Below are 14,219 nucleotides of genomic sequence, written 5' to 3' on the forward strand. Positions count from 1 at the left end.
GCGATCTCTTTTCTTGTATGGCCATGGGCGTTCTCTTACGAGGCACCTGACCTTTCTCTTATGGATGAGCCGAGAGTAGAGGTCAGGCGCGAGGTCAACAAATACTAAATACTGAATGCAGCATTCGATTAAATAGATGGCTTGCGTGGGTGCGGCTGTTCACGCGCAACCGTCAGGAACGGGTCGACCAGTGCCGGCCGCGCCGTGCCACGACGCCAGGCCAGGCCTACATCGAGGGTTTGGCTGAGGTCGGCAATCGGCCGCGCTTCGATAATGTCGCCTTCAAGGGACCAGGGGCGGTAGGTCATGTCCGGCTGGATCGACACGCCCAGGCCGGCCGCTACCAGGCTTCGCACGGCTTCGGTGGAGGCGGTGCGCAGGGTCACGCGCGGCTGCAGGCCCGCACCGGTCCACATGCGCTGGGCGTTGTGGCCCATTTCGTCGACGTTCAACTGAATCAACGGCTCGCGCGCCACATCGGCCAGGTTGATGCTGTCGTGTTCCAGCAACGGATGTTGCGCCGGCAGCCATAGCCGGTGAGGCGAATGGGTGAGTACTTCGGTTTGCAGGGCGTGACGGTCTTCGAGGTTGGACAGGATCAGCACGCCCACGTCGATCTCGCCGCTGACCAGCAAATGCTCGATATACGGGCGCTCATCCTCCATCACGCGGATTTCTACATTGGGGTAGGCGCGCTGGAAGCGTGTCAGCAAATCTGCGAGGTAATAGCCGGCCACCAGGCTGGTCACGCCGATGATCAACTGCCCGGCGACTTGGTCGGTGCTCTGTTGCAGGCTGCGCTTGGCGTTGTCGACGGTGGCGAGGATCAGGTGCGCCTGGCGCAGGAATTGATGGCCTTGATGCGTGAGTGTCATGCCCTTGGCGTGACGGTTGAACAGGTTCACGCCGATTTCCTGTTCCAGTTGCTGGATCGCCAGGGTCAGTGTGGACTGGGAAATGAACGCAGTTTGCGCGGCGGCGGAGATCGAGCCGGTCTCGGCCACGGCAATGAAGTGCCGGATTTGACGCAAGGTCATCATGCTGGAATTACCAGTGGGGTATTTTTATAGATTTGCTCAAGTGTATATCGATTTAAGCGAAGGGTAGCCGCGTTACATCTGGAAGCACTCTAGGCAAAGGCTTTTTGGCACTTAGTTTTACGCTGGAGGCCTATTGGTCCTACGAACCCAAGTGTCTGGAGGCTTTGAATGAATACCCGTGGATTGCTCGATCAGTTGCTCAAGTCTGGCCAGGACATGTTGCAAAACAAGGCCGGCGGCCAGCGGAAACAGGACGATAAAGGCGCTCTTGGCGGCTTGCTCGGCGGTGGCGGCCTGGGCAGCCTGCTCGGTGGTGCGGGTGGCGGCGCGCTGGCAGCCGGCGCGATGGGCCTGTTGCTGGGCAATAAGAAGGCGCGCAATTTCGGCGGCAAGGCCCTGACTTACGGTGGGTTGGCGGCGTTGGGGGTGATTGCCTACAAAGCTTACGGTAACTGGCAAGCGCAACAGGCCAATGCCCCCCAGGGTGAGCCGCAAACCATCGACCGCCTGCCACCGGCTCAGGTTGAGCAACACAGCCAAGGCATTCTCAAGGCGCTGGTCGCGGCAGCCAAGGCTGACGGCCATGTGGACGAGCGCGAGCGCGCGCTGATCGAAGGCGAGTTCACCAAGCTGGATAACGACCGCGAGCTGCAAAGCTGGCTGCATGCCGAACTGAACAAACCCCTGGACCCTGCCGATGTGGCGCGGGCGGCCGGCACTCCGGAAATGGCCGCCGAAATGTACATCGCCAGTGTGATGCTGGTGGATGAGGAGAACTTCATGGAGAAGTCCTACCTCGATGAACTGGCCCGTCAGTTGAAACTGGAGCCTGGCTTGAAGTTGGAGCTGGAAAAACAGGTGCGCCAGGCCACACTTTAAACGCGCTTGTTAATACAAGCACCCCGGCTGCCTTGGCGGTCCGGGGTGTTTTTGCATTCCGTGCGCGCTGCGTCAAAACCCATTGATAAATGAGGGCACCCGCTCAGCTATACTCCCTCCATTTGAATGGCCCTTCGAGGAATTACTGTGAAGAACTGGACCTTGCGCCAACGGATCTTGGCAAGCTTTGCGGTCATTATCGCCATCATGCTGTTAATGGTTGTGGTCTCCTACTCACGGTTGCTGAAGATCGAAACCAGCCAGGAATTGGTGCGTGACGACGCGGTACCGGGCGTTTACCTCAGCTCGATGATCCGCAGCGCGTGGGTCGACAGCTACCTTGAAACCGTCGATATCATTGGTCTGCGCGACGAAAAAACGCTCAGCAACACCGACAGGTCGAACTACAAGTCCTTCGAAGCGCGTATCGAACAGCAGATGGCCAACTATGAAAAAACCATTCATAGCCAAGCTGACCGCATGGAATTCGATAACTTCAAGGCGGCGCACACGACGTACAACAAAGTCCTCGCCCAGGTGCTGGAGCGCGTCGAAGCCAACGACCTGCCGGGCGCGAGCGTATTGGTCGAGGAGCAATTGACGCCGATCTGGACTGAAGGGCGCATGAAGCTCAACGACATCATCACTGAAAACAAGAACGTGTCTGACCGCGCCACGGCGGCGATCGACGAGGCAGTCCTGTCTGCCAAGATCAGCATGGCCGTGTCGCTGCTTATCGCCATCCTTGCCGCTGGCCTGTGTGGCCTGCTGCTGATGCGCGCGATCATGGCGCCGATGCAGCGCATCGTCGACATCCTTGAAACCATGCGCACTGGTGACCTGAGCAAACGCCTGAACCTGGAGCGCAAGGACGAATTCGGTGCGGTAGAGACCGGCTTCAACGACATGATGACCGAGCTCACCGCCCTCGTGTCCCAGGCCCAGCGCTCGTCGGTGCAGGTGACCACCTCGGTCACCGAGATTGCCGCCACGTCCAAGCAACAACAGGCCACCGCCACTGAAACCGCTGCGACTACCACTGAGATCGGCGCCACGTCCCGCGAAATCGCTGCCACGTCCAAGGACCTGGTGCGCACCATGACCGAAGTGTCCACCGCTGCCGACCAGGCGTCGGTCGCCGCCGGCTCTGGCCAGCAAGGCCTGGCGCGCATGGAAGAAACCATGCACTCGGTCATGGGCGCCGCCGACCTGGTGAACGCCAAGCTGGCGATCCTCAATGAGAAGGCCGGCAACATCAATCAGGTGGTGGTGACCATCGTCAAGGTTGCCGACCAGACCAACCTGCTGTCGCTCAACGCGGCCATCGAGGCCGAGAAGGCCGGTGAATACGGTCGCGGCTTTGCCGTGGTTGCCACCGAAGTTCGCCGCCTTGCCGACCAGACCGCCGTGGCCACCTACGACATCGAGCAGATGGTGCGCGAGATCCAGTCGGCGGTGTCCGCAGGGGTGATGGGCATGGACAAGTTCTCCGAAGAAGTACGTCGCGGCATGTTTGAAGTGCAGCAAGTGGGCGAGCAGCTGTCGCAGATCATCCATCAGGTACAGGCGCTGGCGCCGCGGGTGTTGATGGTCAACGAAGGCATGCAGGCCCAGGCTACCGGCGCCGAGCAGATCAACCACGCGCTGGTGCAACTGGGCGATGCCAGCAGCCAGACTGTCGACTCGCTGCGCCAGGCCAGCTTTGCCATTGATGAGCTGAGCCAGGTTGCGGTCGGTCTGCGCAGCGGCGTGTCGCGTTTCAAAGTCTGATGAGCGATCTCGCGGCTAAACGCGGTGCCGTCCCGGCAGCGAAAAAGGCGTTGTTCCTGGTGTTCCACATTGGCGACGAGCGTTTTGCCCTCAGGGCCACGGAAGTCGCCGAGGTACTGCCGCGCTTGCCGCTCAAGCCGATTGCCCATGCACCGCAGTGGGTGTCGGGCATTTTTGCCCATCGTGGCGCGCTGGTGCCGGTCATCGACCTCAGCGCCCTGGCCTTCGGCACGCCGGCCCAGGCGCGCACCAGCACGCGCCTGGTGCTGGTCAATTACCAGCCGCAGCCTTGGGTTCAAGCGCATTGGCTGGGGCTGATCCTGGAACAAGCCACCGACACCCTGCGTTGCGACCTTGGCGAGTTCAAGCCTTATGGCCTGGATAACCGCGAGGCGCCGTACCTGGGGCTGGTGCGTGAAGATGCCTTGGGCTTGATGCAGTGGATTGGGGTTAACGAATTGCTCACCGACGAAGTGCGCGCCTTGCTGTTTTCTGCAGAGCCGAGCCCATGAGCCACGACCCGCGTTTTTTTGCCTTCCTGAAAGAGCGCATCGGCCTGGACGTCGCGTCTGTGGGCGAAGCCATCATCGAGCGTGCGGTGCGCCAACGCAGCCAGGCCGTCAATGCCCAAGCGGCCGGCGAATACTGGCAGCACCTGCAAAGCTCCGAGGATGAACAGCAAGCGCTGATCGAGGCGGTAATCGTCCCCGAGACCTGGTTTTTCCGTTACCCCGAATCCTTTGCAACCCTGGCCCGCCTGGCCAAGGCCCGCCTGCTCGACATCAAGCAGATGCGCGCACTGCGCATCCTCAGCCTGCCGTGCTCCACCGGCGAAGAACCTTATTCGATTGCCATGGCGCTGCTGGATGCCGGTTTGGCGCCGCACCAGTTCAAGGTGCTGGGCCTGGATGTCAGCCCACTGTCGGTTGAGCGCGCGCGACGCGGGGTGTATGGCAAGAACTCGTTTCGCGGCGGCGATCTGGCGTTTCGCGACCGACATTTCACCGAATTCGGCGACGGCTACCACATCGCCGACCGTGTGCGCGAACAGGTGCGCCTGCAAGTCGGCAACCTGCTTGACCCGGCGCTGCTGGCCAATGAGGCGAGCTACGACTTTGTGTTCTGTCGCAACCTGCTGATCTATTTCGACCAGCCGACCCAGAAGCAAGTGTTTGCTGTACTCAAGGGCCTGACCCATGAGGACGGCGTGCTGTTTATCGGCCCGGCCGAGGGCAGCCTGCTGGGGCGCCATGGCATGCGTTCGATTGGTGTGCCGCAGTCCTTTGCGTTCAGTCGGCAGGCTGAGCCGGTCAAGCCGGAGCCAGCGTTTGTGCCTATCGCCGCTCCCATCCCGCAGCGCAGTGCGGCACCGATTCCTACCAAGCCGCGGCCGTTCAGCACGGTCAGCGCCCAAGTGATGCCAATCAAGGTGGCGCATTCCGACGCGGCTGATCTGCTCAGTCGGATCGCCACGCTGGCCAATGAAGGCAAAAGCCTTGATGCTCGCGCCGCTTGCGAGCAATACCTGAACAACCACCCGCCGGCCGCCCAAGTGTTCTACTGGCTGGGGCTGCTCAGCGACGTGGCCGGCAGCGCCCTGGAGGCCCAGGGCTATTATCGAAAAGCCTTGTACCTGGAACCCCAGCACCCGCAGGCCTTGATGCACCTGGCCGCGTTGCTTGAGTCTCAGGGTGACAGTGCGGGGGCGCGCCGCTTGCAAGCGCGGGCCGCGCGGAGCGAGCGAGCTGACAGTGAGTCCAAGCGATGAATAACACCGAGGCGCTCGACACCGCAGGCCTGGACCTGACCCTGGCTGACACCCAGGCCATCGATGACTGTTGGAACCGCATCGGCATCCATGGCGACAAGTCCTGCCCGTTGCTGGCGGACCATATCCATTGCCGCAACTGCTCGGTGTACTCGGCGGCGGCCACGCGCTTGCTGGATCGCTACGCATTGCAGCAGGACGCGCATCGCGCGTACAACGCGGTCGAATTGGGCGAGGAGGTGGTCACACGTTCCCTGCTGATGTTCCGCCTCGGCGAAGAATGGCTGGGCATTGCCACCCGTTGTCTGGTGGAAGTGGCGCCGTTGCAACCGATTCACTCCCTGCCACACCAGCGCTCCCGCGCCTTGCTTGGCGTGGCCAACGTGCGCGGCGCGCTGGTGGCGTGCCTGTCGCTGGTCGAGTTGCTGGGCCTGGACGCCACCACCCAGGGCGCCAGCGGTGGGCGCATCATGCCGCGCATGTTGATCATCGCCGCCCAGGATGGCCCGGTGGTGGTGCCGGTGGATGAAGTCGACGGTATCCATGCTATCGATGAGCGCACCCTGAAGGCCGCATCGGCCTCCGGCACCCAGGCCAGCGGCCGCTTCACCCAGGGCGTGTTGCAGTGGAAAGGCCGCAGCCTGCGTTGGCTGGACGAGGCGCAATTGTTGTCCGCCGTGACCCGGAGCCTCACATGACCCCCGACCAGATGCGCGACGCCTCGCTGCTGGAACTGTTCAGCCTGGAAGCCGATGCGCAGACCCAGGTACTCAGCGCGGGCCTGCTGGCCCTGGAACGCAACCCGACCCAGGCCGACCAGCTTGAAGCGTGCATGCGTGCGGCGCACTCGCTCAAGGGCGCCGCGCGCATCGTTGGGGTGGACGCCGGGGTCAGCGTGTCCCACGTCATGGAGGATTGCCTGGTGAGCGCCCAGGAAAGCCGCCTGTACCTGCAACCCGAACATATTGATGCGTTGCTGCAAGGCACTGATCTGCTGATGCGCATCGCCACGCCGGGCAATGACGTGGGGTCGGCCGACATCGAAGCTTATGTGGCGTTGATGGAGCGCCTGCTGGACCCGTCCCAGGCGCCGGTCAAGGCTACGCCGCCGCCAGCGCCGGCACCGGTTGTTGAAGAACTGCCGCCGGAACCCGAGCCCGCGCCGCCAGTTGCCGCCGAGCCGCCGCGTCAGAACAAACGCATGACCGAAGGCGGCGAGCGCGTACTGCGGGTGACCGCCGAGCGCTTGAACAGCCTGCTCGACCTGTCGAGCAAATCCCTGGTGGAAACCCAGCGGCTCAAGCCCTACCTGGCCAGCCTGCAGCGCCTAAAACGCATTCAAAGTCAAAGTGTCCGCGCCCTCGATACGCTGGACGGCCAGCTCAAAACCGTGGGTTTGAACCTCGAAGCCCAGGAAGCCCTGGCCGACACCCGCCGCTTGTTGAGCGAAGCCCAGGCCTTGCTGGCGGAAAAACATGCTGAACTGGACGAATTCGGCTGGCAGGCCGGGCAGCGCGCCCAAGTGCTGTATGACACCGCCCTGGCCTGCCGCATGCGACCGTTTGCCGATGTCCTCGCTGGGCAGGTGCGCATGGTGCGCGACCTTGGCCGCAGCCTGGGCAAGCAGGTGCGCCTGGAAATCGAGGGTGAAAAGACCCAGGTCGACCGCGACGTGCTGGAAAAGCTCGAAGCGCCACTCACCCATTTGTTGCGCAATGCCGTCGACCACGGCATCGAAATGCCTGAGCAACGCCTGCTCGCAGGCAAGCCGGCTGAAGGCCTGATCCGCCTGCGCGCCTCTCATCAAGCCGGTTTGCTGGTACTGGAATTGAGCGATGACGGCAATGGCGTCGACTTGGAGCGCTTGCGCGGCACCATCGTCGACCGCCATCTGTCGCCGGTTGAAACCGCCCTGCGCCTGAGCGAAGAAGAGTTGCTGACGTTCCTGTTCCTGCCGGGGTTCAGCCTGCGCGACAAGGTCACCGAAGTGTCCGGGCGTGGAGTCGGGCTGGATGCGGTGCAGCATATGGTCCGCCAACTGCGTGGTGCCGTGGTGCTGGAGCAGACGGCGGGGCAGGGCAGTCGTTTCCACCTGGAAGTGCCGTTGACCTTGTCGGTGGTACGCAGCCTGGTGGTGGAAGTCGGTGAAGAAGCCTACGCGTTCCCGCTGGCCCATATCGAGCGCATGTGCGACCTGGCGCCCGACGATATTGTGCAACTCGAAGGCCGCCAGCATTTCTGGCACGAAGGCCGGCATGTCGGCCTGGTCGCCGCCAGCCAGTTGTTGCAGCGCCCGGCGGGGCAGAGTCAGTCAGACACGTTGAAAGTGGTGGTGATCCGCGAGCGCGATGCCGTGTACGGGATTGCTGTGGAGCGTTTTATCGGCGAGCGCACGCTGGTGGTGTTACCGCTGGATGATCGCCTGGGCAAGGTCCAGGACATCTCCGCCGGCGCCTTGCTGGACGACGGCTCGGTGGTGTTGATCGTCGACGTTGAAGACATGCTGCGTTCGGTGGACAAGTTGCTCAACACCGGACGTTTGGAACGTATTGCCCGGCGTAGCCAACAAACCACCGAGGCGCCGCGTAAACGGGTGCTGGTGGTGGATGACTCGCTGACCGTGCGTGAGCTGCAACGCAAATTGTTACTTAATCGTGGTTATGAAGTGGCCGTCGCGGTTGATGGCATGGACGGCTGGAACGCCCTGCGTTCCGAAGACTTTGACCTGCTGATCACAGACATTGATATGCCTCGAATGGACGGTATTGAATTGGTCACACTCTTGCGCCGTGACAGTCGCCTGCAATCGTTGCCGGTGATGGTGGTGTCCTACAAGGATCGCGAAGAAGACCGACGTCGTGGACTGGACGCCGGCGCCGACTATTATTTAGCCAAAGCCAGTTTCCATGATGACGCGTTGCTCGACGCGGTGGTGGAACTGATCGGAGGCGCGCGCGCATGAGGATCGCAATCGTCAATGACATGCCCCTCGCGGTTGAGGCCCTTCGCCGTGCCTTGAGTTTCGAACCTGCTCACCAGGTTGTGTGGGTGGCAGCCAATGGCCTGGAAGCGGTGCAGCGCTGCGCTGAGCTGACCCCGGACCTGATCCTGATGGACTTGATCATGCCCGTAATGGACGGTGTGGAAGCCACTCGGCAGATCATGGCCGAGACCCCCTGTGCCATTGTTATCGTCACCGTCGACCGCCAGGCCAATGTCAGCCGCGTGTTCGAAGCCATGGGCCATGGCGCCCTGGATGTGGTGGACACGCCGCCGCTGGGCGTGGGCAACCCCAAGGATGCGGCGGCGCCGCTGCTGCGCAAGATCCTCAATATCGGCTGGTTGATCGGCCAGCGTGGCAGCCGCCTGCGTGCCGACGCCGCACCACCGCGCGCCACCGGCAAGCGCCAGAGCCTGGTGGCTATCGGGTCCTCGGCAGGTGGCCCGGCGGCCCTGGAAATCCTGCTCAAGGGTTTGCCTCAAGACTTTCCGGCCGCCATTGTATTGGTGCAGCATGTGGACCAGGTGTTTGCCGCCGGCATGGCCGAGTGGCTGAGCAGCGCCTCTGGCCTGCCGGTGCGCCTGGCCCGCGAGGGTGAGGCACCGCAAAGCGGTGTAGTGCTGCTGGCCGGCACCAACCACCATATTCGTCTGTTGAAGAATGGCACGCTAGCCTATACCGCAGAGCCAGTGAACGAGATTTACCGGCCTTCGATCGACGTGTTTTTCGAAAGCGTGGCCAGCCATTGGAATGGTGACGCCGTTGGCGTCTTGCTGACAGGTATGGGGCGCGACGGGGCCCAAGGCCTCAAGTTGCTGCGTGAACAAGGTTATTTAACCATCGCCCAGGATCAGCAGAGCTCGGCGGTGTATGGCATGCCCAAAGCGGCGGCGGCGATTGATGCTGCTGTTGAAATTCGCCCACTGGACAGAATTGCGCCCCGATTACTGGAGGTCTTCGCAAAATGATCAAGACCCTCCAGGGTGCTGGCCAGCAGGAAAGTAATTCAGGTGATTGCACATGAATGATTTACAGATCGACGACATCAAGACCGATGAAAATGCTGCCATGGTGTTGCTGGTCGACGACCAGGCCATGATCGGAGAAGCCGTGCGACGTGGCCTGGCCCATGAAGAAAACATCGACTTCCACTTCTGCGCCGACCCGCACCAGGCGATTGCCCAGGCGATCCGCATCAAACCGACCGTGATCCTGCAAGACTTGGTGATGCCTGGCCTCGACGGCCTGACGCTGGTGCGCGAATACCGCAACCACCCGGCCACGCAAAATATTCCGATCATCGTGCTTTCCACCAAGGAAGACCCGCTGATCAAGAGCGCGGCATTTTCGGCCGGCGCCAACGACTACCTGGTCAAGCTGCCGGACAATATCGAACTGGTGGCGCGCATCCGCTATCACTCGCGCTCCTACATGACCTTGTTGCAACGGGACGCGGCTTATCGAGCGCTGCGAGTCAGCCAGCAGCAACTGCTAGACACCAATTTGGTGCTGCAACGCTTGATGAACTCCGACGGCCTCACCGGGCTGTCCAACCGCCGCCACTTCGACGAATACCTGGAACTGGAATGGCGTCGTGCCATGCGCGACCAGACCCAGCTGTCGCTGCTGATGATCGACGTGGATTTTTTCAAAACCTACAACGACAGCTTCGGCCACGTCGAAGGCGACGAAGCCCTGCGCAAAGTCGCCACCACCATCCGCGAAGCCAGCAGTCGCCCCTCGGACCTGCCAGCGCGCTACGGCGGTGAAGAGTTCGCCTTGGTACTGCCGAATACGTCGCCGGGCGGCGCACGCCTGGTGGCTGAAAAGCTACGCATGGCCGTTGCCGCGCTGAAAATCCCGCACATAGCGCCGGCTGAGGGGGCGAGCCTGACCATCAGTATCGGCCTGTCGACCATGACACCGGTGCAGGGCACGGATTGCCGACAGTTGATCATGGCGGCGGACAAGGGGTTGTATACGGCCAAGCACAATGGGCGCAATCAGGTGTGTATCGAATAACTCGAAGCACCGTAAAACCCCTGTGGGAGCTGGCTTGCCTGCGATAGCGGTGTATCAGATACAGATGTGGTAACTGACGGACCGCAATCGCAGGCAAGCCAGCTCCCACATTTGATCTCCATTGTTCTGTCGATAGCCTACAAACCCCGCCTTTTCGGCCAAGCGGACTGCCGTTTCCGGACGTTTGCCGTTATACTCGCCGGCTTTCAAAAGTTCGCCAACGAGTGCTGCCCGCCATGGAAATCAACCCGATCCTTAACACCATCAAGGACCTGTCCGAGCGCTCCGAAACTATTCGGGGGTATCTTTGACTACGATCAAAAGCATGAGCGTCTGACCGAAGTCAATCGCGAGCTTGAAGATCCTGCTGTCTGGAACAAACCTGAATACGCCCAGGAACTGGGCCGCGAGCGCGCTGCGCTGGCGCAGATCGTCGATACCCTCGACGAGTTGAACACCGGTCTGGCCGATTGCCGTGACCTGCTGGACATGGCCGTCGAAGAAAACGACGAAGGCGCAGTGGGCGATGTCGTCGCCGAGCTGGCCCGTCTCGAGGACAACCTCGCCAAGCTTGAATTCCGTCGCATGTTCAGCCACGAAATGGACCCGAACAACGCCTACCTGGACATCCAGGCCGGTTCCGGCGGCACCGAGGCCCAGGACTGGGCCAACATCCTGCTGCGCATGTACCTGCGCTGGGCTGACAAGCGCGGTTTCGAAGCGACCATCATGGAGCTGTCCGCCGGTGAAGTCGCCGGTATCAAGGGCGCGACCGTACACATCAAGGGCGAATACGCCTTTGGTTGGCTGCGGACCGAGATCGGCGTGCATCGCCTGGTGCGCAAGAGCCCGTTTGACTCCGGCAACCGTCGGCACACCTCGTTCTCTGCTGTGTTCGTCTCGCCAGAGATCGACGACAAGGTCGAAATCGAGATCAACCCGGCCGACCTCCGCATCGATACCTACCGCTCCTCCGGTGCCGGTGGCCAGCACGTAAACACCACCGACTCGGCCGTACGTATTACCCACGTACCGACCAACACCGTGGTGAGCTGCCAGAACGAACGCTCCCAGCACGCGAACAAGGACACCGCCATGAAAATGCTGCGGGCCAAGTTGTACGAGCAGGAAATGCAGAAGCGCAACGCCGCTTCCCAGGCGCTGGAAGACACCAAGTCGGATATCGGCTGGGGTCACCAGATCCGTTCTTATGTGCTTGATGCGTCGCGGATCAAGGATTTGCGCACTAACATCGAACGCAGCGACTGCGACAAGGTGCTCGACGGCGATATCGACGAATACCTGGAAGCCAGCCTGAAGTCAGGCCTGTAACCCCGTTTTAGGAGCCGGCATGCCGGCGATCCCCGGCCGCAGGCCGGGGGCAACGAACCTGATGGAATATTTAAAGACATGAGCGACCAACAACTCGACCCGCAAGCCCTGCAACAGGAAGAAAACTCCCTGATCGCCCTGCGCAAGGAAAAGCTGGCTGCCGAGCGCGCCAAGGGCAATGCCTTCCCGAACGACTTCCGCCGCGAAAACTACTGCGATGCCTTGCAGAAGCAATACGCGGACAAGACCAAGGAAGAGCTGGCAGAAGCGGCGATCCCGGTCAAGGTGGCAGGTCGCATCATGCTCAACCGTGGCTCGTTCATGGTGATCCAGGACATGACCGGGCGTATCCAGGTCTACGTCAACCGCAAGACCCTGCCTGAAGACACCCTGGCCTCGGTGAAAACCTGGGACATGGGCGACATCATCGCCGCCGAAGGCACCCTGGCCCGTTCCGGCAAGGGCGACCTGTACGTTGAAATGACCAGCGTACGCCTGCTGACCAAATCCCTGCGCCCGCTGCCGGACAAGCACCACGGCCTCACCGACACCGAGCAGCGCTACCGCCAGCGCTATGTTGACCTGATCGTCAACGAAGACGTGCGCCACACCTTCCGCGTGCGTTCGCAAGTCATCGCGCACATCCGCAGCTTCTTGATGCAGCGTGACTTCCTGGAAGTGGAAACCCCGATGCTGCAAACCATCCCCGGTGGTGCAGCAGCCAAGCCGTTTGAAACCCACCACAACGCACTGGACCTGGAAATGTTCCTGCGTATCGCGCCTGAGTTGTACCTCAAGCGCCTTGTGGTTGGCGGGTTTGAGAAAGTGTTCGAGATCAACCGCAACTTCCGTAACGAAGGCGTTTCGACGCGTCACAACCCAGAATTCACCATGTTGGAGTTCTACCAGGCCTACGCCGATTACGAAGACAACATGGACCTGACTGAAGAACTGTTCCGCGAACTGGCACAGTTGGTCCTGGGCAGCACTGACGTGCCGTACGGCGACAAGGTGTTCCACTTTGGCGAACCGTTCGTGCGCCTGTCGGTGTTCGATTCGATCCTCAAGTACAACCCCGAGTTGACCGCTGACGACCTGACCGACATCGACAAGGCCCGCGCCATTGCCAAGAAAGCCGGCGCCAAAGTGTTGGGCTTCGAAGGCCTGGGCAAATTGCAGGTGATGATTTTCGAAGAGTTGGTGGAGCACAAGCTCGAACAGCCGCACTTCATTACCCAGTACCCGTTCGAAGTGTCGCCGCTGGCCCGTCGCAACGATGACAACCCGAACGTCACCGACCGTTTCGAATTGTTCATCGGCGGCCGCGAAATCGCCAACGCCTACTCCGAGTTGAACGACGCGGAAGACCAGGCCGAGCGCTTCATGGCCCAGGTGGCTGACAAGGACGCCGGCGACGACGAAGCCATGCACTACGATGCCGACTTCGTGCGCGCCCTGGAATACGGCATGCCGCCAACCGCCGGTGAAGGGATCGGCATCGACCGCCTGGTGATGCTGTTGACTAACTCGCCGTCGATCCGCGATGTGATCTTGTTCCCGCACATGCGGCCACAAGCGTAACCGTAGCGAAATCCAGAGCCGCCTTTATAAGGCGGCTTTTTTATGCGGCGTTTATAAGCGTCAAGCAAACAGCGCCAGGTTTTGTTCTATTCAAGGATGTGTGTCGTGAACCGCGTAATGGCTCAAGAAGGCGCCGCCGGCATTGCTGCTGCCGTGGCTGAAAGCGTCCAGTACCAGGGCCGTAAGGCCAGTCGACGGGGCAGTGAGCAACGCAGGCAAGACATTCTCGATGCGGCGATGCGCATCGTGGTGCGTGATGGCGTACGGGCCGTGCGCCATCGGGCAGTCGCGGCAGAGGCGGGGGTGCCGTTGTCGGCCACCACCTACTATTTCAAGGATATCGATGACTTGCTCACCGATACCTTCGCCCAATACGTCGAACGCAGTGCCGCGTTCATGGGCAAGCTGTGGGTGCGTAACGAGGGTCTGCTGCGTGAAATGGTCGCCTATGGCGACGGCAGCCCGCAGTCACGCTCGCAACTGGCCGATGATATTGCGCGTTTGACCGCTGACTACGTGTTGCGCCAACTGACCAACCGCCGTGAGCACCTGATGGCCGAGCAGGCCTTTCGCCAGGAAGCGCTGCTGAACCCGCGGTTGGCTGAGCTGGTGCGTTCCCATCAGCAGATTCTGTTGCAGGGCACAGGGCAGTTTTTCCAGGTACTGGGCTCCCGCGAGCCGCAACAGGATGCCAAAGTGTTGACGGCGATAATCAGTCGGATGGAATATCAGGGCCTGCTGGGCGGCGCAGAGCCTCTGACCGGTGAAGAGATGCTTGAAATTCTCAAGCGTTATATGCATTTGGTGTTGGCCTCGGTCTGACACC

12 protein-coding genes are annotated in these 14,219 nt (G+C 61.3%); 11 read left to right on the forward strand and 1 reads right to left on the reverse strand.

All coding sequences use genetic code 11. The annotated features are described in order from the left end of the window. Positions 1–128 precede the first annotated feature (128 nt). Positions 129–1,040: a LysR family transcriptional regulator gene (locus tag AB4O35_RS11995; RefSeq protein WP_003209548.1), complete on the reverse strand. Its 912-nt coding sequence runs from the start codon at positions 1,038–1,040 to the stop codon at positions 129–131. A gap of 168 nt (positions 1,041–1,208) precedes the next feature. Between AB4O35_RS11995 and AB4O35_RS12000 the strand changes: the two genes are divergently transcribed. The 11 genes from AB4O35_RS12000 to AB4O35_RS12050 all read left to right on the forward strand — a co-directional run bounded on the left by AB4O35_RS12000 (position 1,209) and on the right by AB4O35_RS12050 (position 14,215). Then, complete coding sequence (locus AB4O35_RS12000) at positions 1,209–1,919, forward strand: tellurite resistance TerB family protein (RefSeq protein WP_065872488.1); 711 nt, start codon at positions 1,209–1,211, stop codon at positions 1,917–1,919. A 147-nt stretch (positions 1,920–2,066) separates the two neighbouring features. Then, on the forward strand, positions 2,067–3,689 hold the full coding sequence (locus AB4O35_RS12005; RefSeq protein ID WP_065872487.1) for a methyl-accepting chemotaxis protein: 1,623 nt from the start codon (positions 2,067–2,069) through the stop codon (positions 3,687–3,689). Next, positions 3,689–4,201, forward strand: coding sequence for a chemotaxis protein CheW (locus AB4O35_RS12010; protein WP_065880091.1), 513 nt, complete (start codon positions 3,689–3,691; stop codon positions 4,199–4,201). Before AB4O35_RS12005 ends, AB4O35_RS12010 begins: the two co-directional genes overlap by 1 nt. Further along, positions 4,198–5,457, forward strand: coding sequence for a CheR family methyltransferase (locus AB4O35_RS12015; RefSeq protein WP_065872485.1), 1,260 nt, complete (start codon positions 4,198–4,200; stop codon positions 5,455–5,457). The genes AB4O35_RS12010 and AB4O35_RS12015 overlap by 4 nt, the downstream gene beginning before the upstream one ends. Next, entirely contained in the window at positions 5,454–6,155 is a 702-nt protein-coding gene (locus AB4O35_RS12020; protein WP_065872484.1) for a chemotaxis protein CheW, read from the forward strand. Before AB4O35_RS12015 ends, AB4O35_RS12020 begins: the two co-directional genes overlap by 4 nt. Continuing rightward, entirely contained in the window at positions 6,152–8,419 is a 2,268-nt protein-coding gene (locus AB4O35_RS12025) for a hybrid sensor histidine kinase/response regulator (protein WP_065872483.1), read from the forward strand. Before AB4O35_RS12020 ends, AB4O35_RS12025 begins: the two co-directional genes overlap by 4 nt. Then, the gene (cheB, locus tag AB4O35_RS12030; RefSeq protein WP_065872482.1) at positions 8,416–9,426 is read left to right on the forward strand and encodes a chemotaxis response regulator protein-glutamate methylesterase; all 1,011 of its coding nucleotides are present in this window, start codon (positions 8,416–8,418) and stop codon (positions 9,424–9,426) included. Before AB4O35_RS12025 ends, cheB begins: the two co-directional genes overlap by 4 nt. Before the next feature lie 52 nt (positions 9,427–9,478). Continuing rightward, a complete protein-coding gene (locus AB4O35_RS12035) occupies positions 9,479–10,480 on the forward strand; it encodes a response regulator (protein ID WP_065872481.1) in 1,002 nt (333 codons plus the stop codon). 236 nt (positions 10,481–10,716) lie between these two features. Then, positions 10,717–11,812 (forward strand): peptide chain release factor 2 gene (gene prfB / locus AB4O35_RS12040; RefSeq protein ID WP_139113184.1). Its coding sequence is split into 2 segments (ribosomal slippage): positions 10,717–10,788 and positions 10,790–11,812, totalling 1,095 coding nucleotides; the frame shifts between segments, so codons are not numbered across the junction. Positions 11,813–11,890: 78 nt separating this feature from the next. After that, positions 11,891–13,393, forward strand: coding sequence for a lysine--tRNA ligase (gene lysS, locus AB4O35_RS12045; RefSeq protein WP_065872480.1), 1,503 nt, complete (start codon positions 11,891–11,893; stop codon positions 13,391–13,393). Positions 13,394–13,498: 105 nt separating this feature from the next. Further along, positions 13,499–14,215: a TetR/AcrR family transcriptional regulator gene (locus tag AB4O35_RS12050; protein WP_083207060.1), complete on the forward strand. Its 717-nt coding sequence runs from the start codon at positions 13,499–13,501 to the stop codon at positions 14,213–14,215. Positions 14,216–14,219 lie beyond the last annotated feature (4 nt).

The organism is Pseudomonas sp. H1_A03 (genome assembly GCF_054685145.1).

Coding starts and splice junctions, on each gene's coding strand:
- AB4O35_RS12010 (WP_065880091.1), top strand. CDS start 3,689: ATGAGCGATCTCGCGGCTAAACGCGGTGCCGTCCCGGCAGCGAAAAAG.
- AB4O35_RS12025 (WP_065872483.1), top strand. CDS start 6,152: ATGACCCCCGACCAGATGCGCGACGCCTCGCTGCTGGAACTGTTCAGC.
- cheB (WP_065872482.1), top strand. CDS start 8,416: ATGAGGATCGCAATCGTCAATGACATGCCCCTCGCGGTTGAGGCCCTT.
- AB4O35_RS11995 (WP_003209548.1), bottom strand. CDS start 1,040: ATGATGACCTTGCGTCAAATCCGGCACTTCATTGCCGTGGCCGAGACC.
- AB4O35_RS12015 (WP_065872485.1), top strand. CDS start 4,198: ATGAGCCACGACCCGCGTTTTTTTGCCTTCCTGAAAGAGCGCATCGGC.
- lysS (WP_065872480.1), top strand. CDS start 11,891: ATGAGCGACCAACAACTCGACCCGCAAGCCCTGCAACAGGAAGAAAAC.
- AB4O35_RS12020 (WP_065872484.1), top strand. CDS start 5,454: ATGAATAACACCGAGGCGCTCGACACCGCAGGCCTGGACCTGACCCTG.
- AB4O35_RS12035 (WP_065872481.1), top strand. CDS start 9,479: ATGAATGATTTACAGATCGACGACATCAAGACCGATGAAAATGCTGCC.
- AB4O35_RS12000 (WP_065872488.1), top strand. CDS start 1,209: ATGAATACCCGTGGATTGCTCGATCAGTTGCTCAAGTCTGGCCAGGAC.